Source organism: Bradyrhizobium sp. SOJA106 (assembly GCF_059448745.1).
Map to the genome: position 1 here is coordinate 5,607,736 of NZ_CM182549.1, position 18,252 is coordinate 5,625,987.

General features: G+C 65.3%; 19 protein-coding genes. 12 read left to right on the plus strand and 7 right to left on the minus strand.

Translation table 11 applies throughout. The features are described from left to right. Positions 1 to 5: 5 nt before the first annotated feature. The 4 genes from AC5V87_RS26435 to AC5V87_RS26450 all read right to left on the minus strand — a co-directional run bounded on the left by AC5V87_RS26435 (position 6) and on the right by AC5V87_RS26450 (position 2,914). Positions 6 to 746, minus strand: coding sequence for a metallophosphoesterase family protein (locus tag AC5V87_RS26435; RefSeq protein WP_456837664.1), 741 nt, complete (start codon positions 744 to 746; stop codon positions 6 to 8). A gap of 116 nt (positions 747 to 862) precedes the next feature. Continuing rightward, the gene (locus tag AC5V87_RS26440) at positions 863 to 1,468 is read right to left on the minus strand and encodes a hypothetical protein (protein WP_456837663.1); all 606 of its coding nucleotides are present in this window, start codon (positions 1,466 to 1,468) and stop codon (positions 863 to 865) included. Beyond that, complete coding sequence (locus tag AC5V87_RS26445) at positions 1,461 to 2,132, minus strand: DUF2135 domain-containing protein (protein ID WP_456837662.1); 672 nt, start codon at positions 2,130 to 2,132, stop codon at positions 1,461 to 1,463. The genes AC5V87_RS26440 and AC5V87_RS26445 overlap by 8 nt, the downstream gene beginning before the upstream one ends. Next, positions 2,129 to 2,914, minus strand: coding sequence for a MotA/TolQ/ExbB proton channel family protein (locus AC5V87_RS26450; RefSeq protein WP_456837661.1), 786 nt, complete (start codon positions 2,912 to 2,914; stop codon positions 2,129 to 2,131). The genes AC5V87_RS26445 and AC5V87_RS26450 overlap by 4 nt, the downstream gene beginning before the upstream one ends. Before the next feature lie 201 nt (positions 2,915 to 3,115). On the opposite strand from AC5V87_RS26450, the gene AC5V87_RS26455 reads away from it, so the two are divergent. From AC5V87_RS26455 to AC5V87_RS26465, 3 genes are all read left to right on the plus strand, one after another. Then, positions 3,116 to 4,486 carry a sensor histidine kinase gene (locus AC5V87_RS26455; protein ID WP_495368166.1) on the plus strand — a complete coding sequence of 457 codons (1,371 nt, stop codon included), beginning with the start codon at positions 3,116 to 3,118 and terminating at the stop codon, positions 4,484 to 4,486. Between the two features lie 7 nt (positions 4,487 to 4,493). Further along, positions 4,494 to 5,144 carry a response regulator gene (locus AC5V87_RS26460; RefSeq protein ID WP_495368167.1) on the plus strand — a complete coding sequence of 217 codons (651 nt, stop codon included), beginning with the start codon at positions 4,494 to 4,496 and terminating at the stop codon, positions 5,142 to 5,144. A 97-nt stretch (positions 5,145 to 5,241) separates the two neighbouring features. Beyond that, positions 5,242 to 5,547, plus strand: coding sequence for a hypothetical protein (locus AC5V87_RS26465; protein WP_456837658.1), 306 nt, complete (start codon positions 5,242 to 5,244; stop codon positions 5,545 to 5,547). 28 nt (positions 5,548 to 5,575) lie between these two features. Here AC5V87_RS26465 and AC5V87_RS26470 read toward each other — a convergent pair whose 3' ends face one another. Next, positions 5,576 to 6,163, minus strand: a complete 588-nt coding sequence (locus AC5V87_RS26470) for a TetR/AcrR family transcriptional regulator (RefSeq protein WP_456837657.1) — start codon at positions 6,161 to 6,163, stop codon at positions 5,576 to 5,578. Positions 6,164 to 6,709: 546 nt separating this feature from the next. Between AC5V87_RS26470 and AC5V87_RS26475 the strand changes: the two genes are divergently transcribed. Continuing rightward, positions 6,710 to 7,882 (plus strand): M20 aminoacylase family protein, encoded by a 1,173-nt coding sequence (locus tag AC5V87_RS26475; protein ID WP_495368168.1) that lies wholly within the window; start codon positions 6,710 to 6,712, stop codon positions 7,880 to 7,882. A 139-nt stretch (positions 7,883 to 8,021) separates the two neighbouring features. Here AC5V87_RS26475 and AC5V87_RS26480 read toward each other — a convergent pair whose 3' ends face one another. Further along, the gene (locus AC5V87_RS26480; RefSeq protein WP_495368169.1) at positions 8,022 to 9,929 is read right to left on the minus strand and encodes an acyl-CoA synthetase; all 1,908 of its coding nucleotides are present in this window, start codon (positions 9,927 to 9,929) and stop codon (positions 8,022 to 8,024) included. A gap of 249 nt (positions 9,930 to 10,178) precedes the next feature. Here AC5V87_RS26480 and AC5V87_RS26485 point away from each other — a divergent pair, with 249 nt between their 5' ends. Further along, positions 10,179 to 11,276 carry a SecDF P1 head subdomain-containing protein gene (locus AC5V87_RS26485; RefSeq protein ID WP_495368170.1) on the plus strand — a complete coding sequence of 366 codons (1,098 nt, stop codon included), beginning with the start codon at positions 10,179 to 10,181 and terminating at the stop codon, positions 11,274 to 11,276. A gap of 240 nt (positions 11,277 to 11,516) precedes the next feature. After that, complete coding sequence (locus AC5V87_RS26490; protein ID WP_456837653.1) at positions 11,517 to 12,323, plus strand: Crp/Fnr family transcriptional regulator; 807 nt, start codon at positions 11,517 to 11,519, stop codon at positions 12,321 to 12,323. A gap of 7 nt (positions 12,324 to 12,330) precedes the next feature. Here AC5V87_RS26490 and AC5V87_RS26495 read toward each other — a convergent pair whose 3' ends face one another. Then, entirely contained in the window at positions 12,331 to 12,972 is a 642-nt protein-coding gene (locus AC5V87_RS26495; RefSeq protein WP_495368171.1) for a glutathione S-transferase family protein, read from the minus strand. Positions 12,973 to 13,181: 209 nt separating this feature from the next. On the opposite strand from AC5V87_RS26495, the gene murI reads away from it, so the two are divergent. The 6 genes from murI to AC5V87_RS26525 all read left to right on the plus strand — a co-directional run bounded on the left by murI (position 13,182) and on the right by AC5V87_RS26525 (position 18,223). Next, the gene (murI, locus tag AC5V87_RS26500; protein ID WP_456837651.1) at positions 13,182 to 13,979 is read left to right on the plus strand and encodes a glutamate racemase; all 798 of its coding nucleotides are present in this window, start codon (positions 13,182 to 13,184) and stop codon (positions 13,977 to 13,979) included. A gap of 61 nt (positions 13,980 to 14,040) precedes the next feature. Beyond that, positions 14,041 to 14,814, plus strand: a complete 774-nt coding sequence (locus AC5V87_RS26505) for an HpcH/HpaI aldolase family protein (protein WP_456837650.1) — start codon at positions 14,041 to 14,043, stop codon at positions 14,812 to 14,814. 71 nt (positions 14,815 to 14,885) lie between these two features. After that, positions 14,886 to 15,269: a cupin domain-containing protein gene (locus AC5V87_RS26510; protein WP_456837649.1), complete on the plus strand. Its 384-nt coding sequence runs from the start codon at positions 14,886 to 14,888 to the stop codon at positions 15,267 to 15,269. A gap of 113 nt (positions 15,270 to 15,382) precedes the next feature. Continuing rightward, a complete protein-coding gene (locus tag AC5V87_RS26515) occupies positions 15,383 to 16,150 on the plus strand; it encodes an acyltransferase (protein ID WP_495368172.1) in 768 nt (255 codons plus the stop codon). 298 nt (positions 16,151 to 16,448) lie between these two features. Then, positions 16,449 to 17,066: a 30S ribosomal protein S4 gene (gene rpsD, locus AC5V87_RS26520; RefSeq protein WP_495368173.1), complete on the plus strand. Its 618-nt coding sequence runs from the start codon at positions 16,449 to 16,451 to the stop codon at positions 17,064 to 17,066. 89 nt (positions 17,067 to 17,155) lie between these two features. Beyond that, complete coding sequence (locus AC5V87_RS26525) at positions 17,156 to 18,223, plus strand: threonine aldolase family protein (protein WP_495368174.1); 1,068 nt, start codon at positions 17,156 to 17,158, stop codon at positions 18,221 to 18,223. Positions 18,224 to 18,252: the final 29 nt, after the last annotated feature.

Genomic DNA, 18,252 nt, shown 5'->3' on the forward strand with positions numbered 1-18,252 from the left:
GGCCGCTAACGCCCCTGCGACAGCCGGTCGGCCAGCCAGTGCGGCAGGCCGTTGTCGCGGATCCGGCTCGCGGCCGCCTCGATATCGTAAGGCGCGCGGCAATAGGTGATCTCGTAGGAGGCCGTGTCGAACAGCACGAAGGCCGCGGACGGATCGCCGTCGCGGGGCTGGCCGACCGAGCCGAGCACGGCGAGCCATTGCCGGCCGCGCAGCAGCGGCACGGAGACGTCGGTCCTGGGTACGAGGCTCGTCATCTTCGCCGTGACCGACATCGAATAGAGCGCCGGACGGTGGATGTGGCCGCAGAAGGTCACATGGGCGGGCGTCGAGATCAGGCTCTTTGCGGCATCGGCCGTCGAGCGGACATAGTGCCAGCGCTGCGGGCTGGAGGCTTCCGAGTGGACGTAAAGGCGGTCGCTGTCCTCCACCAGCATCGGCAGGTCAGCCAGGAACCGCCGCTGCGCGGCGTCGAGCCGACCGCGGGTCCATTCGATCGCGATCTGCGCCTCGGCATTCATGGCCTCAGTCGAGGAATTCACCGCCTGGTCGTGGTTGCCGCGCACGGCGACTGCGCCCTGGGCAACCAGCGCCATCGCGGTCTCCACGACCCATTCCGGATCGGCGCCATAACCGACGAAATCGCCGAGCAGGACGAACCGCTCTGCGCCCTTTGCGCGCGCCGCCTTCAGGCAGGCCTCGAACGCCTGCCGGTTGCCGTGGATATCCGAGAAGACCGCGAGAAGCACGCACCCTCCACCCTCAAACCTTATTGGGAGCCGATAAAGCCAATTTGAGGGACGTCAACAAGATGCGCCAGCTGGGTGCGGTTTTCCAGCGCGGCCCTGATGCGATGGTGAAGGGCCTATTGCTCGTCCTTGGGCGGCATCCGGGGCGGCGGAATCGGGGTGAAGACGGCGCCTTGCGCGCCGGCGGGCGGGGCGACGAACTCGCCGGTCGAGGAATCGCCGCCGCTGGTCTCCATGATCGTCTTGGGCGTCACATATTCCCGGACCATGTCGATCAGGCTGCCATCGCCGCCGCCGAAATCGGCGGCGCGGCCGCCTTGCGGATGCCCGGCGGCGATCTCGTTCTCCGCCGCGTGGGTCTTGTCGGCAAGCCGGTCATTGTAGGGCACGCGGAAGGCGCGCGGGATGCCGCTCGGGCGATTGTCCTCATCGAGCTGCTCGACCCACAGATAGATCGAGCCGGGATCGCCTTCGAGCGAATGCGGCTCGACGATGCGCGACTTCAGCAGCTTGAAAGTAGTCGGCAGCCGGTCCGTGCTGGGCCAGCCGAGCAGCCCGCGCATCTCGGTGAAGCTGACGACATAGAAGGCGCTGGTCACGACCACCGCGACCGCCTTGAACGACCAGTGCAGCCGGGCATAGACCAGCACGACCAGCAGCAGCGCCCCGATGACGGCGTAGGCGATCGACAGTGTCAGGATGACCGTCTGCAAATCACTCACGGCGTACCCTCACCCGGGTCTTCGGATCGACATCGGCGCCGTTGCGCCAGCTGCTGCGAAACGTCTCCAGCAGCGATTTCGGCCGCTGGTCGACGTTGATCACCTTGCCTTCGGCATCGAGCCGGAACCGCACCGCGGTCTTCTCGTCGCCGGTGTGGTCGAGCGTGAACTTGTTGTCGAAGATCACCTGCGCGGTCGGATTGAGCTTCTGCACCTTCACATTGGCCGTCACGGGCTCGCCGGTCGTCGCAACGAAATGCGAGACGTTGACGGTGTATTCGCCGGCGAGGATGCCGCGCACGGTGACGATCTCTTCGCGGATCGGCGAGGCGATCTTCTTGCCGGCGACCATGATGAAGTCGTTGGCGCCGCCGCGGTCGTCGCGATCGAGCGTGAGGAAGCCGGCCTCGCGGTGGCGATACCAGGCAATGTTGCCGGCGGGATCCTGCACGAACAGGTCGAGATCGTCGGGGTGATTGTCCGGCCAGTCCAGCGTGATCATGAACTCGGCCTTGGAATCGATTTTGCCGTCCTTGGCATCGGGCGAGACCGCGAGCAGCGCCAGGAAGAACAGGAACGCGATCACCTGGAGCGCCTTGAACAGCATCACGCCCAGGGGATCAAACGGCTCCTCCCGCGGATAGAGACCGAAATCATCCATCATGACGGAGTTCCGGCGCCTTTGATTCCAGCGCCTTGTCGCTCGAGGACCGGCGTCACATAGGTCTCGGTCAGCATCACCGCATCCGAGAACACCCGCTGGGTCGCGGCATCCAGCATGTAGTACTGGATGCGGACCAGGATCGAGCCGACGAGGCCGGCAAGCGTCGTGTACATCGCGACTGCCATGCCGTCGCTCATCAAGCCCATCGAGGAGCGCATCGCGACCTTGTCGGCGGCATCCAGTCCCGCGATCGGCGCCAGCATGATGATAAAGCCGATGATGGTGCCGAGCAGGCCGAGCTTCATCAGCGTGTCCGAGACGAAGGCGCCGAAACCGTTGGAGCCGCGAAGGCGATCGGCGAGCGTCCGCAGCAACAGCGTCTGGTCCACCGGACGGTAGTCCTGCGCTGCGGCCTTGGTCACGAGGCTTTCGATGTGATCGCGCACGAGCCCGCGCGGCAGCGCCGCCGCGCGCGCATCGAGCACCTTGCTGCCGTCGGGCGCCGCGAGCGCAGCCCGGCAGCGCCGCGCCGCCGCGCCCTCCCGCGCGATCGCCCGTGTGCGCAGGAAGCAATGGCCGCAGGTCAGGACATAGAGCACCGCGATGACGCTGGAAATGTAGGTACGGTCCGAGGTCAGCATCAGATGGATCAGGCCGAACCGCCACAGCAGCACGACGGCGAAGACCGAGAGCCCGGTGAAGATCATCCAGAACAGCAGCGCGCTACGCTCGGACGGGTCGGCAGCAGACCCCGCGATCGGTCCAATCGTCATCGAACTCATGCTGCACCGCTCCTCACCTTGCAACGATTGGCCTGCAACGATTCCATCGCGATTAGATCAAAGTCGCCGCGCCCGGTCCAAAGAGCCATGCCCAATCCGGATTGGGAAATTTGCCCGAGCTACGATCCGGTCCAAACCCTGCAATTGGCAAGGCGCGGCGGCATTGTTAGGCTGACCTTACCAAACGTCGGGGATGATCGCATGCGCCTCGTGCTTCAGCTTGTCGCCCGTCTGCTTCTCATTGTGGTGCTGTGCCTTGGCGCTGCGACCGTATGGGCCACGTTCGACGCCTATCGCAGCGTCGACCGGGCGACCGCGGCGTCCGCCCAGCGGGTCGCGCAGGCGCTTCAGGCACTATACTGGCACGAGTTCTTGTTGCGCAGCAGCAGAACGCGCGAACAGCTTCTGCCGGTTCCGGAATGGCGCACGCTGGAGACGATGAAGCTGATCTCGCCTGGCGTGTGCGTCGAGTTCCAGCCGGCCATCGCGTTCGAAAAGCCGCTCTGCGGCCAGAGCGAGGGGCTAGGCAAAACGCCGCCGCGCTGGTTCGCATCGATCGTGCCGACCTTCCTGGGCAGCCATGCCGAGGTGGTGCGGCCGGTCAGCCCCCGAGCGGCGTCGGCCGGCACCGTCGTCGCAACGCCGGATGCGGCGGCCGCGATTTCGCTCGCCTGGGAGTACATCCTCAACGTGATCGACGTCGCGCTTTTGATGGCGGCCGCGATCGCGATCCTCGCCTCGCTTGCGATCGCGCATGCGCTGGCGCCGGCGCGTGCGATCGTTACCGCGCTCCAGCGCATGGCACGGGGCCAATATCGCACCAAGCTGCCGCGCTTCCGTTCCATGGAGCTGGCGATGATCGGCAGCGCCGTCGGCGAGCTCGGCGGCCGGCTGGAGGAAGCCACCGAGCAGCGCGCGGCGCTGACGCGGCGCCTGATCGAGATCCGCGACGACGAGCGCCGGGCGCTTGCCCGCGAGCTGCATGACGAGTTCGGGCAAAATCTGTCCGCGATCCTCGCCTTCGCCAACACCATCGAGACGGCGAGCGCGAACCAGGGCAAGGACAGCGGGATCGCGCAGGACGCCCGCATGATCTCGCAGGCCACCCATCATCTGATGGCATCATTGCGTGATGCCTTAAAGAGGCTGCGCAATCCTCTGCCCGAGGAGCTTGGGCTGGAAGCAAGCCTCGTCAATCTCGTCGACAGCTGGCGTTCGCAGAGCGCGGCGCGGCCGACCATCCAGCTCGACGTCAAAGGCGATCTCACCGACATCAGCGGCCCGGCCGCCACCACCGCCTATCGCGTCGCGCAGGAATGCCTGACCAACGCGCTCCGCCACAGCTCCGCGCGCGAGATCAGCTTGCGGATCGAGCGCCGTGCCGGTGATGAGGATGCACTGCTGATCCGCGTCGAGGACGACGGCGGCGGCGATGCGGAACGCGTCACGCGGTCCGCCGGCTTCGGCCTCACCGGCATCCGCGAGCGCGTCACGGCCGCCGGCGGATCGCTGTCGATCCTGCCTGCGCGCGGCGGCCTCAGCGTCGCCGCCACCATCCCGCTCGCCGCATGAGGCCGTCATGAGCGAGGTCGCGGCAACAGGCATCTCCGTGCTGCTGGTCGATGATCATCCGATCGTGCGGCAAGGCTACCGGCGCGTGCTGGAGAGCCAGGGTGACCTGCATGTCGTGGCGGAGGCCGACAATGCCGCGGATGCCTACAGCGCCTTCAAGGCGCACGACCCTGACGTCGTCGTGCTCGATATCTCGATGCCGGGCGCGAGCGGGTTGGAGGCGATCCGCAACATCCGCGCCCGCAGTCCGCGCGCGCGCATCCTCGTCTTCACCATGCACAACGAGGCCGTGCTGGTGAAAGCCGCCTTTGCCGCCGGCGCGAGCGGCTTCGTCACCAAGAGCAACGAGCCATCTGCGGTTGTCACTGTGATCCGCAGCGTCGCCCGCGGCGAGCGCGCCATGAGCGACGACATCGCGCATATCCTCGCCGAGGACAGCCTGTCATCGGGCTCAGCGCTGGACCAGTTAGGCGAGCGCGAGATCGAGATCCTGCGGCAGTTTGCCGGGGGTGCCACCACCGAGCAGATCGCGGCGCATCTCAATCTCAGCGTCAAGACGGTGCAGAATTATCACTATCTGATCAAGACCAAGACCGGTGCGCGCACGGATGCGCAGCTCGTGCGGCTGGCAGCGGCTTGCGGGTTGACGCAGATATAGCAGCAAATCTGCCGCATTTGCGTTCAGGCGACCTCGAGGGGATTGGAACGGACACCATCCGGTTCCGATTGGTAGCAGAGTGAAGGAGTAGAATGTCATGAGCAAGGGTCATCACAACCCGGTCGCCCATCCCCCCATCATCACCGTCGGCGAGCTTATCGACGAGCTATGCCGATTGCCGGACACCGCAGTCGTCCACTTCCGCTGTCCCATGCTCGATCAGGAGCTGACCTTCTACCGGCTCCGCAAGCGGTCAAAGGACAGCGTCGAAATCGCGGTCAATGCATATCCGGAAAGTCCGCCAGTCGTGCCCTCGCCGGGCCCGACCCTTCATGCGCGGAGGCGCCCGACGGCCTCGCCGGCCACTCATAATGGCGGGCTTCTTCAGAAGGCAAGGGGCTGATCGGCACGCGGTAAGGAGGCGCGGCGATCTATCGTGCCTTCAGCCCGCGCAGCAATAGCGCGAGCGTCGCATCGACGCGAGCGGGCAGCTCGGCGTCTTTCCACTCGTCGGCATGGGCCGGATGATGGAAGCGGCAGGTCGCATCGAACAGCGCGCGTGCCGTGGTCTTGACGTCGTCCACGGCGAACTCGCCCTGCTTGACGCCGTCGGACAGGATCGCAGCGATCTGGTCGACCATCGCATCTTTGTGGCACTTCACGGCTGCGCAGGCCTCGCGCGCCAGCGTCAGATAGGTCTCGAACATCTCGGGGTCGTCGAGCACACGCGAACGCTTGGCCGCGAACAGCGTGCGCAGCCAGCGATCGAGCCGGTCGGGCGCAGGGCCCTGCTCCCTGGCGATCGCCAGGAGCGGCGCGTCGATGCGGTCGAGCCAGCGTTTGGCGACTGCCTCGCGGAGCGAGGCCTTGCTGGGGAAATGGCGATAGACGCTGCCGTGGCTCACATCGAGCGCACGGGCAACGTCGACCACGGTGGCCTTGGCAAGTCCGTAGCGCCGCAGAACGTCCTCGGTGACTTCGAGGATCCGCTCCGGCGTCAAGACAACGGCTTCATTCATGCCAGCACCTTGTTCCCGTTCAGGGTTCACCGGCGATAGGGCTGCTTCCGAAGCGCCCGTGCCGGTCGTTTCGGAAAGCTCTCGCCTTAATGAGGCAGTTTTGCAGCCTGCGCCGCGATCTGGCGCGCCACCAGCAAATTGAGCCAATGCCCAATCGCGCCGGTGAAATTGAGGATTTCGGTCGTCATTTTCTTAAGTCTCCATTCCGTCCACGGTCCCCATCCCAACTACGCCCCTCGATCCGCCAGTGTTTCGGACCTCGGGCCCCCGGGACGGGATGACCACGGGAACGCCCAATCGGAGCGTCCGCGAACGGATATACACGTCTCGCTGACAGATTTCAATATCTGTCAGTCAATGATCCGTGATTGACAGTTAATTTTCGCGCGTCTCCCCGGGATGGGCGATCGGCCCGCCGGCCCCGCTCATCCCCGCCAAACCTCGTCCCGCCATCGGTTTCGCCCTCCCCCTCTGCCAAATCAGGGCGTAAAAAGCCGCTTCGCTCATCCGGGCGCCAAGAAGACCACAGAAACGGATTCCCACCCCATGCCCATCCTTAACCGCGTTGCCGCCCTCACCGACGACATGGCCGCCTGGCGCCATGACTTCCACGAGAATCCCGAGTTGCTCTACGAAGTCCACCGCACCGCCGGCATCGTCGCCGACAAGCTGCGTGAGTTCGGCTGCGACGAGGTGGTGACGGGCATCGGCCGCACCGGCGTGGTCGGCGTGATCCGCGGCCGCAAATCCGCCTCCGGCAGAACCATTGGCCTGCGCGCCGACATGGATGCGCTGCCGATCATGGAGACGTCGGGCGTGCCTTACGCCTCAAAAGTCCCCGGCAAGATGCATGCCTGCGGCCATGACGGCCACACCGCGATGCTGCTCGGCGCGGCCAAATATCTGACCGAGACGCGCAATTTCGATGGCACCGCGGTTCTGATCTTCCAGCCCGCCGAGGAAGGCGGCGGCGGCGGCAAGGCCATGGTCGAGGACGGCATGATGACGCGCTGGAACATCGAGGAGGTCTACGGCATGCACAACATGCCCGGCCTGCCCGAAGGCCATTTCGCCACGACCGCGGGCGCGATGCTCGCCTCCTCCGACAACATCCAGATCACGGTTCACGGCAAGGGCGGCCACGCCGGCGCCGGTCCGCACAAGGCGGTCGACAGCGTGCTGATCGGCGCGCAGATCGTGGGCGCGCTGCAATCGATCGTCGCGCGCAACATCGATCCGCTCAAATCGGCCGTCATCTCGATCACCCAGTTCCACGCCGGCACCGCCTTCAACATCATCCCGGAGGTCGCCGAACTCGCCGGCACCGTGCGCACACTCGATCCTGAAGTCCGTGATCTCGTCGAGCGCCGCATCGGTGAGATCGCCGACAGCGTCGCCCGCGCCTATGGCGGCTCGGCCGAGACGCAATACACGCGGATGTATCCGGTGACGATGAATCATGCGCGCGAGGCCGGCCTTGCCGCCGACGTCGCCCGCGACATCGTCGGCGCCGAGCGCGTCCACGACAAGTTCGTTCCGATGATGGGCGCCGAGGACTTCTCCTTTATGCTCGAAGCGCGTCCCGGCGCGATGGTGCTGGTCGGCATGGGCGACGGCAACGAGTGCCACCACCCGGCCTATGTCTTCAATGACAACATTTTGGGCCACGGCGCGTCGTTCTGGGCGCGTCTGGTCGAGACCCGGATGCCGGCGGGGTAAGAGCGCGATGAGTTTTGGTTGAATCGAGGCGCGTTCAGGACTCGGTTCACCTCTCCCGCTAGGGGCCCCCGGACAGTCCGCCGAACCTAATTTCACTAGCCCTTAGCTAGATCGAGCCAACCTCGCAGCAAACCTTCACCTAGGCATGCACCACCTCGTGCCTCATCACGAACGGCGCGAGCAGCGCGTGCACCTCGCCGGCGACGATTTCGCGCTGGTCGGCCGGCAGGCCCGCAAGCGTCACGGTCGCGATCGAGCCGTGGCTGCCGTGTGGGCCGACCTTCACCTTGCAGTCGATGCCGCGTTCGGTGATGGGCGTCAGCACCTTGGTGAACACGCGCTGGGCGGCGTCCCAGCGCAGTTGCGGCTTGAACACCTTGCCGACACCGGTGACCGGCATCGGATCGATCGGGATGACCTGCACCGGAACGGCGGCGCGCTCCGGCGTGCGCTCGCGCACCCACGCTTCCAGCTCGCCCGGCTCGACGCTCGCGCCCGGCTTCAATTGCACGTAGCCGACAGGCAGCTCGCCGGCATAGGCATCGGGCTGTCCGACCACCGCGGCGAAGCCGACCGCGGGATGGCGGAACATGATTTCCTCGATCGGCGCCGGATCGATGTTGTGGCCGCCGCGGATCACGAGATCCTTGGCGCGGCCGGTGATCCAGAGATAGCCGTCGGCATCGAGGCGCCCGAGATCGCCGGAATTGACCCAGACCTCGTCGACGAAGGCGCCCTTGTTGTGCTCGTCGTTGAGATAGCCGCCGAACACGCCGGGCCCGGCCATGATGACGACGCCGATCTCGTCGGGCTTGCAGTCCCGGATCAGGCGGCCATCGGCATCTAACTGCACGATGCGAACGCGTGCATAAGGCATGGGAAGGCCGACGGAGCCGAGCCGGATCGGCCGTGAGGGATAGGCCAGCGTATGCACGCTCGAGGTCTCGGTCATGCCGTAGACCTCGATCACAGGAAGCTTGAGCTTGTCCTGGATCGCCGAGCCCACCGCGACGGGGATCGCCGAGCCGCCACCGGCGGCATATTTCAGGCTTGAGATATCGGCATTGCCGGGCGGCACCCCGAGCGCTGCCGCGAGCACCGTCGGCACGCTCGACAGCGCCTCGGGCCTATAGCGCTCGACCAGTCGCCAGATGTTCTTCACCGAGTTCGGATTGCGCCAGCCGCTCGGCGACAGCACGACGAGCGACCCGCCGCTCGACAGCGTCAGCAGCACCTGCGTCAGCGATCCGCCGACGTGAAACAGCGGCATGCCGAACAGCAGATTGGCGCCGGGCCTGGCCTTCAGCATAAGGTTGAGCGCCCAGGCCTGATAGACCTGGTTGGCGTGGGTGTGCCGCACCAGTTTTGGCGTGCCGGTGGTGCCGCCGGTGTGGAAATAGGCGGCGATGTCGCTGCCCAGAATCTTGCGCCCGCTGACAAGCCGATCGGAGGGCTGCTGCTTGATCAGATCGTTGAAAGCAAAGATGCCGTTGTCGGGATCGCCGCCGCCGAACACCTGCACGATCGCGTTGAGATGCTTTAGCTGCGGGCGGATCTGCTCCACCTTCTGCCAGATATCGGTGCCCGGCACCGGCCCGAGCGCCACCAGGATCTTGGTGTTCGCAGCCTCCAGGATTTCCGCGATCTGATGCGGCTCGAGCAGCGGATTGACGGGATTGGCGATGCCGGCCGCCTCCGCGCCGAGCAGGGTCACGAAGGCATCGGGCACCAGCGGCAGCATGAAGCTGATGACTTCGTCTTTTCCCACGCCAAGCGTGTGAAACATGTTCGCCGCCTGGGTCACGCGTGCGATCAGATCGCGATAGGTGACCACCACCGGCGTATCGGCCGGATCGGCATTTTGCAGGAACTGGATCGCCGCACCGTCCGGATTGAGCGCCGCGCCGAGCCTGACGGCGTCATAGGTGCTCGCCGCGGCGACGCGATCGGCATAGGGGACCTGCTCGAAAGCCCGAACCTCCGCGTCCGTTGAAAAGTCGGGGTAGTCGTCGCCGATGAACCGATCGAGCGCGTGGATGCCCGCCATGGAATTCCGTCCTCCCTCAGATGCATGTCCCCGCCCGCTGTCTTTTGACATTTGGTTCAGGCGGAGCCTCGACCGATGGCCGGTCGAGCGTGGACAGAATGATGGATGATTTGGCGTTCGTCCATGGCTTAACGGCTACGGTCGTGGCACTCGGGTTCGAGGCGTTTGAACCTCCGCAGCGGATCGGGGGACCAAGAACAAGCATTGGGCTTCGCCTGTCAGCGTCCTGCCGCAAGACTTGAGGTGATCATGACCACGCCCCCGCGGGGCCGCATCACACGGCTGCTCGCCGCGCTCGCCGCGACGTCGATGATCACGGCATCGGCGATCGCCCTGCCCCGCGCCGCGCTCGCCGAGGACAGCCAGTTCGACAAGATGCGCGCCAGGATCGCCGCCTTCGTCGGCGACAAGATGCAGAAGCTGGGCGGCTCGCGCATCGTCTACAAGGTCGACACCGACGGCCTGCGCGAGAGCGTGGTCGCGGACTTGCGCGATGACCTCTACAAGATCCTGCGCGAGGGCAAGATCGCGTTCTCCGGCCTCGCGATCCGCGATGGCGCCGTCGAGGTGAAGATTGCCGATGCCAAGGGCCGCGAAGAGCTGAGGCGCAAGCTCGCCGCAGCCGCGGAAGGATTACCGTCGCATGCGCTCGCCGTGACAGACGGCGGCGACGGGCTGGTCAGGCTCGCGCCGACCGATGCCGCCTCCGCCGCACGGCTGCGCGAGTTCGTCGAGGATTCCATCGCAATGATCGAGCAGCGCCTCAAGGACGCCGACATCAACCTCGCGAACGTCCAGCCCGACGGGACTGACCGCATCCGCATCTTCATCCCGGGACTGATGGAACCGGAGCGCGTGACCGCGATCTTCGCGACGAAGGTCAAGGTCAGCTTCCGCATGGTCGACCTCTCGATGTCGGCAGAGCAGGCACAATCGGGCACGCCGCCTGCGGGCGCGGAAGTCCTGCTCGGTTTCAAGGACAAGCGTCCCTATCTGGTTGCCAAGGATAGCGCGATCGACGGCGACGACATCAGCTATGCCGGCCCGGGATTTGCGAGCGGCACGAAGGACCCGATCGCCTCGTTCCGCTTCAACGGCCGCGGCACGCGCCGCTTCGCACACGTCACCGAAGAGAACGTCGGAAAGCCGTTCGCTATCGTGCTTGACGGCAAGGTGATCTCCGCCCCCGTGATCCGCGAGCCCATCACCGGCGGCTCGGGCCAGATCTCCGGCAATTTCACGCTGGAGGAAGCGAGCAGCGTCGCCATGCTGCTGCGCGCCGGCGCGCTGCCGGGTCACCTTGCCCTGGTCGAGCAGCAGGTCGTGCAGCCCGCCGCCAAGCCTTAACGCCAACATCGCCTGGCGCCCGCCTCGGCGTGCACGCCGGCCCCACCGGGATCCGAATCACGAGCGCGTCAAAGCCATACGCCCAACCAACGGGCAATTGCCGAAACGCTCGATCAGGCTAAAATTTGCCTCTTGCGGCAGGGCGACCGAAGGCTTCATTTCAACCGGTCGTCATTCGATTTCGGCTATAGCTGCCGCGAATACCGACCGGGACTGAAGGCCTTACGCGGGGTTAGTACCATGCCGTCCGGCAGCGCAGACGTTTCGTCGATCCTCGACCGCATCCTCGACGCGGCGACGGACAATCTCAGGATCGCGAAGATCCTGGTCCAGATGGGCCTCGACCCCAACAACGTCACCTACGACGCGATCTTCAACCGCCTGCTGGAGATCTTCGTCCACAACATCACGCTCGCCAATCTGTTCGCCGCGGTCGGCGCCGGCTTCTTCGTCGCCACGCTCTTGATGCGGACGATGGTGCCCTTGCGTGTGGCCAACATGATCGGCTGCGCGTTCTTTGCCGTTTTCGGCGCGCTCTCCGCCAACGTGTCGACCTTCCTGCTCTATCTGCTCTTGCTTCCGATCAACGCCCTGCGCCTGCGGCAGATGCTCAAGCTGGTCAAGAAGGCCCGGCATGCGGCCGAAGGCGACATGTCGATCGAATGGCTGAAGCCATTCATGACCGAGCGCAAATATCGCCGCGGCGACACGCTGTTCAAGCTGGGCGATCCCGCCAAGGAGATGCTCCTCACCGTGACCGGCAAATTCCTGGTCAAGGAGATCAATGTCGAGATTTTGCCGGGTGCGCTGATGGGTGAGCTCGGCTTCCTCACGCCGGACAACCGGCGCACCGGAACGATCGAATGCATCGAGGACGGACAGGTGCTGACGATCACCTATGACCGCCTGCTCGAGATCTATTTCCAGGACCCGCAGTTCGGCTACTATTTCCTGGTGCTGACCAGCCAGCGCCTGTTGCAGAACATCGACCGCTTGCAGCAGCAGCTGGCCAGCGCGCGGGCGGCCACCACCAACAGGATCGCGTGATCGCTGCTCAGCTAAGGAGCAGCGCCATGCCCGGATCGCCCTTCTCCATTGCGCGCCGGTAGGCCGGACGTGCACCGATGCGGTCGAGATATTTGACCACGTTCGGACAGCGCGCCAGATCGTAAGGCTGGAAGTAGCGCATCGTGGTAAGCGAGAACACGGTCATAATGTCGGCCGTGGTGAAGGCGCTGCCCGCGAGATATTCGGACTCGCGAAGCCGTGCGTCGAGAAGATCGTAGGCGCGGTCGAGGCGTCCCTTCATGGCGAGCAGGGTGGGGTTGTCCCTGGCGAGATCGAGCCGGCTTAGGATCATCATCCGCCCCATGCCGGGCTGCAAGGTGCCGTTGGCGAAATGAAGCCAATACAGAAATTGCGCGAAGGCGGGATCATTGGGACCGAGCACAAGCCGGCCGTTGCCGTATTTCGCAACGATGTAGTCGACGACGGCGCCCGATTCCGCAAGCACCAGCTCGCCGTCGGTGATGACCGGCGCCGTGCCGGCCGGATGCAGCGCCTTGTACTCGGCCGGGGCCAGCATAGTCGTGGCATCGCGCGTGTAGCGCTTCATCTCATAAGAAATTTCGAGCTCCTCGCAGAGCCAGACAATGCGTTCGGATTGCGATTTACCGAGATGGTGGACTGTAAGCATGTTGCTTTCCCTGCGAGATCGCCTTCCGGCGAGACGCCGTTTTGTTCCGCGGCTTGGAGGGGGCTGTCAACCTGCAAGCGGACGCCTCGGCCAACCCGATGAGGAATATCGGATAAAGCGAAAATTGAGCATTCCAACTTCCGACCAGCCCGACGCCGCAAAATCGCCCTAAAAACCGAATGGTAACCATGAGGGGCTAGGGTAAAGCTGTGACCAATCCTCCAACCATCCTGGTGTTCGATTCCGGCCTTGGCGGGCTCACGGTGCTCCGCGAGGTCGTGGCCGCGCGCCCGGACGCGCATTACGTCTACGTCGCCGACGATGCCTTCTTCCCCTACGGCCACCACAGCGAGGACGAGATCATCGCCCGTGTCGTGCCGCTGATGGGAGAGCTGATCGGCACCCATGATCCTGACCTCGTCGTCATCGCCTGCAACACGGCGTCCACCCTGGTCCTGTCGCACTTGCGCGCCGCCTATTCCCTGCCCTTCGTCGGCACGGTGCCGGCAATCAAGCCGGCCTGCGCGCAGTCCAAGACCCGCCGCGTCTCGGTGCTCGGCACCAAGGGCACGGTGAAGCGCGAATACACCAAGGCCCTAATCCGCGATTTCGCGCAAGGATGCGAGGTGACGCTGGTCGGCTCGCCCGAGCTCGCCTCGCTTGCCGAACGCGAGCTCGGCGGCCATCCGATCAGCGACGCCGATATCCTCGCCGAACTCGTGCCCTGCTTCGTCGGCGATGCCGCGGATGCGACCTCGCGCACCGACACGGTGGTGCTCGCCTGCACGCATTACCCCCTGCTGCTCGACCGGCTGAAGAAGCTCGCGCCGTGGCCGGTGGAGTGGATCGATCCCGCGCCGGCGATCGCCCGCCGCGTCTCGGATCTGCTCGGCGCGAGCGTCAGCGGCATCGCGCAGTCGGGTGCCGAGATGTTCTTCACCTCGAACCGTGTGCATGGCCTTTCCGCCACCTTGACGCCGTTCTTCGGCGGCCGCGCGGTGGTCTGACTTTTCGGAAACACGGCGCGCTGCTAGGCTTTGCCGTCGTCATCCCTGCGCAGGTCATCCCATGCCGGTCCCCGCAAAGCCGCTCAATCGCCTCCGCCAATTGTGGAGCGAGGGCCGTCCCGCCTTTGGCGCGATCGCGACCATCCCGAGCGTGCAATTGGTGCAGATCATGGCGCGCTCGCTCGACTGGATCATCGTCGATCTCGAGCACGGTCCGATCGGCCTCACCGAAGCGCATGCGATGATCGCGGCGACCACCGGCACGCCGTGCATGCCCCTGGTGCGGATCGCAGCGAACGAGCCGTGGCTTGCGAAAGCGCCGATGGACGTCGGCGCTTTCGGCATCAACTTCCCGATGATCACCAATCGCGACGAGGCCGAGAAGGCCGTGCGCAGCGTGCGCTATCCACCGCGCGGCGATCGGCTGTGGGGTCCGTTCCACGCCCCGTTCCGCTGGGGCCAGTCGATGCCCGAATACATGGCCTCTGCCGACGACGAGATGATCTGCATGGTCACTATCGAGCATATCGATGCAGTCAACCGCATCGACGAGATCATGGCGACGCCCGGCATCGACGTCGCCGTGATTGGCCCCGGCGATCTCGCGACCTCCATCAACAAGCGCGGCCGGATGGATGATCCGGAATTGCTGGAGCTGGTCGCCCGGGCCGAGGCCGGCATTCTCAGAAGCGGCGTGCCGATCGGCGGCGTCGCCCGCACCGCCGACCAGGCCAACGAGCTGATCGACCGCGGCTACCGCGCGATCGCGCTCGGCTTCGACTGGTCGCTGTTCCAGCGCGGCATCATGACAGCCTTCAACGGCATCAGGCGCTGAGCAGCCGATTACCACCTTGCCGGGAACTCCCGCGCTGCTAGGGTCGGCGACTCCCAGGAGGAAAAACAACCATGCTCAAAAAGACTTTGCTCGCTTTGTCCTTCGCAGGCCTTGCCTTTGCGGCCTTCGCCCAGCAGCCCGGCATCAAGCGCACCCCGCTCCAGAAAGTCGAATTCCCAGACGGCTACGCCACCGTCACCGCGATCGCGGAAGTCCCCGCTGGCGGCTCGGCCGGACGCCACACTCATCCCGGGGTCGAAACCGGCTATGTGCTGGAAGGCGAGCTCAATCTCCTCATCGACGGTCAGCCCGAGAAAACCCTGAAGGCCGGCGACTCCTATCAGATCCCGGCAGGGGTCGTGCACGACGCCAAAGCTCATGGCGATAAGGCCATGAAAGTGCTTGGAGTTTACGTCGTCGACAAGACCAAGCCGCTGGCCTCGCCGGCGCCCTGATGCGGCGAACCGACCGCGCCCCAAGCGGGTTGGTTCGTGCTAGAGCGTGGTGGAGCGGCGAGCGTGATCCCGCTCGCTGCCCAAATTTTCATCCACGGGAACCAAAAGAGCCGATGCGCGGGACGCCCAAGACCATTTCGCTGCCGCGCCGCCTGATTTGCGACCTCATGCACGCCTCGATGGACGTGCCGTTCGTCTCGCTCTCCCGTTCGCTCAATATCCGTCCCCTTCTGGAGGCCCGCGCGGGGGCGATGGCGCCCGCCGGCTGGGCGGCGATATTCGTAAAGGCCTTCGCCCTCGTCGCCAGAGACGAGCCGGTCCTGCGCACTGTCTACGCCAAATGGCCTTGGCCGACGCTCTATGAGCTCCCCCAGAGTGTCGCGTCCGTGGCGATCGCCCGAGTCGAGGACGGCGAGGAATGCGTGATGCCGCAGCGGATCGCGGCCCCTGAGGCCATGACGCTGGCGGCGGTCGATGCCGAGATCCGGCGCGCCAAGTCGGCCCCGGTCGACGACGTTCCCATGTTCCGCAAGGTCATGCGCGCCACCCGCCTGCCACTGCCGTTGCGGCGGCTGTGCTGGGCGGTGGGACTCAATTTCGGCCGGCAGCGCGGCAATTGGTTCGGTAGCTTCGCCGTGAGCTCAGTGGCCGCCTATGGTGGCGGCGAGTTGCACCCGGTCACGCCCGGTCCTTTCATTCTCAGCTACGGGGTGGTCGAGGGCGAACAGACCATCCATGTCGTGATCCGCTGGGACCACCGGGTGACCGACGCGGCGCCCATCGCCCGGGTCCTGACCCGGCTGGAACAGGTCCTAAACACTGAAATCGCAACCGAATTACGGGCGGCGGGGCCAAAGCCGATTCGGGCGGTCGGGACCTAAGTACCGTCGTTCCGGGGCGGCTCGCAGAGCCGAACCCGGAACCTCGAGATTACGGGTTCGCCCTGCGGGCGCCCCGGAATGACGGGCTAGCACCCCGGAACGACAGGGCTAAACAATTGACAACAAACCCCACCTTCCCCTAAAAGCCGCCTGCTCGCGGGCCGATTTCGGCCCGCGAAGCGTTTCGCGACCCGTGGTCCGTTCCCTCCAGCTTTGGGGATCAGACCTGTCGGTGCCGGGATCATCCCGTCACACAGGAGGGCGCGTTTCCTCAAACCATGCAACCGAAGAGGACGCGATGACTAAGCGCAGTGAGGCGAAGTACAAGATCGATCGCCGTATGGGCCAGAACATCTGGGGCCGCCCGAAGAGCCCCGTGAACCGCCGCGAGTACGGCCCCGGCCAGCACGGCCAGCGCCGCAAGGGCAAGCTCTCCGACTTCGGCGTGCAGCTGCGCGCCAAGCAGAAGCTGAAGGGCTATTACGCCAACATCAGCGAGCGTCAGTTCCACGGCATCTATGTCGAGGCGAGCCGCCTCAAGGGTGACACCGGCGAGAACCTGATCGGCCTCCTGGAGCGTCGTCTCGACGCGGTCGTGTACCGTGCCAAATTCGTCTCCACGATCTTCGCCGCCCGCCAGTTCATCAACCACGGCCACATCAAGGTGAACGGCCGCAAGGTCAACATCTCGAGCTATCAGCTCAAGGTCGGCGACGTGATCGAGGTCAAGGAAGCCTCCAAGCAGCTCGCCCACGTGCTCGAAGCCAGCCAGCTGCCCGAGCGCGAGGTCCCCGACTATCTCGAAGTCGACCACGGCAAGATGACCGCCAAGTACGTGCGCATCCCCGGCCTCTCCGACGTGCCGTTCCCGGTACAGATGGAGCCGCATCTGGTCGTCGAATTCTATTCGCGCTAAGATCTGAATATCGAAAGGCCCCGGTTCGCCGGGGCCTTTTTGCTTAAGAGCCACACTTGAGTGGCCTTCATGCCTTCAGGAGGCGTCGCATGCTCTATACCCCTCCCCCCATCGATCCCAAGGCGCCGCCGGTGCGCATCAATCTGCTCTCGGATACGCAGACCAGGCCGACGGCTGCGATGCGCGAGGCGATGGCGCGGGCAGAGGTCGGTGACGAGCAGGTCGGCGACGATCCGACCGTGAACGCGCTGTGCGAGCGCGTTGCGGATCTTCTCGGCAAGGAAGCGGCCGTCTACATGCCCTCCGGCACGATGTGCAACGTCACCGCGACGCTGGTGCATTGCCGTCCTGGCGACGAGATCTTGGCGCATGAGACCGCGCACATCATCGCCCGCGAAGGCGGCGCGCATGCCGCGATCGGCGGTTTTCAGGTGACGCAGCTCAAGGGCCCCGACGGCCAGTTCACGCCGGAGACCTTTCGCAAGGCGTTGCACCCGCGCACACGCTACCAGCCGCCGCAGACCGTGGTCAGCGTCGAGCAGACCGCCAATATCGGCGGCGGCACGATCTGGAAGAAGGCCGCACTCGACGAGATCGTCGCGATCGCGAAGCAGCACGGCCTCATCACCCACATGGACGGCGCGCGCCTGCTCAACGCCACGGTCGCGAGCGGCATCTCCCCGCGCGACATGACCGCGGGCTGGGATTCGGCCTGGATCGACTTCTCAAAGGGCTTAGGCGCGCCGATCGGCGGTGTGCTCGCGGGCACGCGCGCCTTCATCGATGCGGTCTGGCAGTGGAAGCAGCGCCTCGGCGGCTCCATGCGGCAGGCCGGAATCTGCGCGGCGGCCTGCATCTATGCGCTCGATCATCACGTTGAGCGCCTTGCCGACGATCACGCCAATGCGCGCACGCTCGCCCGCGGTCTGTCGCAGATCGCAGGCATCGAGGTGCAGGAGCCCGAGACCAATCTCGTGTTCTTCAAGCCTGACGGCGCGGGCATTCCCGGCGACAAGATGGTGGCGGCGCTGCGCCAGCGCGGCGTCGCGCTCGCGATGATGGACGGCCGTATCCGCGCCTGCACCCATCTCGACGTCAATGCGAGCCAGGTCGAGGAGACCGTCGGGCACGTCCGCGAGATCGTGCGCGCGGCGTAGCCAAAGCGTTTTCAAGCTACCGGTTCGCG

What these genes read in the sequence shown, in the direction of transcription:
- AC5V87_RS26445 (WP_456837662.1), bottom strand. Translation starts at nt 2,132, where the DNA reads ATGATGGATGATTTCGGTCTCTATCCGCGGGAGGAGCCGTTTGATCCC.
- AC5V87_RS26450 (WP_456837661.1), bottom strand. Translation starts at nt 2,914, where the DNA reads ATGAGTTCGATGACGATTGGACCGATCGCGGGGTCTGCTGCCGACCCG.
- AC5V87_RS26455 (WP_495368166.1), top strand. Translation starts at nt 3,116, where the DNA reads ATGCGCCTCGTGCTTCAGCTTGTCGCCCGTCTGCTTCTCATTGTGGTG.
- AC5V87_RS26460 (WP_495368167.1), top strand. Translation starts at nt 4,494, where the DNA reads ATGAGCGAGGTCGCGGCAACAGGCATCTCCGTGCTGCTGGTCGATGAT.
- AC5V87_RS26465 (WP_456837658.1), top strand. Translation starts at nt 5,242, where the DNA reads ATGAGCAAGGGTCATCACAACCCGGTCGCCCATCCCCCCATCATCACC.
- AC5V87_RS26470 (WP_456837657.1), bottom strand. Translation starts at nt 6,163, where the DNA reads ATGAATGAAGCCGTTGTCTTGACGCCGGAGCGGATCCTCGAAGTCACC.
- AC5V87_RS26475 (WP_495368168.1), top strand. Translation starts at nt 6,710, where the DNA reads ATGCCCATCCTTAACCGCGTTGCCGCCCTCACCGACGACATGGCCGCC.
- AC5V87_RS26480 (WP_495368169.1), bottom strand. Translation starts at nt 9,929, where the DNA reads ATGGCGGGCATCCACGCGCTCGATCGGTTCATCGGCGACGACTACCCC.
- AC5V87_RS26485 (WP_495368170.1), top strand. Translation starts at nt 10,179, where the DNA reads ATGACCACGCCCCCGCGGGGCCGCATCACACGGCTGCTCGCCGCGCTC.
- AC5V87_RS26490 (WP_456837653.1), top strand. Translation starts at nt 11,517, where the DNA reads ATGCCGTCCGGCAGCGCAGACGTTTCGTCGATCCTCGACCGCATCCTC.
- AC5V87_RS26495 (WP_495368171.1), bottom strand. Translation starts at nt 12,972, where the DNA reads ATGCTTACAGTCCACCATCTCGGTAAATCGCAATCCGAACGCATTGTC.
- AC5V87_RS26505 (WP_456837650.1), top strand. Translation starts at nt 14,041, where the DNA reads ATGCCGGTCCCCGCAAAGCCGCTCAATCGCCTCCGCCAATTGTGGAGC.
- AC5V87_RS26510 (WP_456837649.1), top strand. Translation starts at nt 14,886, where the DNA reads ATGCTCAAAAAGACTTTGCTCGCTTTGTCCTTCGCAGGCCTTGCCTTT.
- AC5V87_RS26515 (WP_495368172.1), top strand. Translation starts at nt 15,383, where the DNA reads ATGCGCGGGACGCCCAAGACCATTTCGCTGCCGCGCCGCCTGATTTGC.
- rpsD (WP_495368173.1), top strand. Translation starts at nt 16,449, where the DNA reads ATGACTAAGCGCAGTGAGGCGAAGTACAAGATCGATCGCCGTATGGGC.
- AC5V87_RS26525 (WP_495368174.1), top strand. Translation starts at nt 17,156, where the DNA reads ATGCTCTATACCCCTCCCCCCATCGATCCCAAGGCGCCGCCGGTGCGC.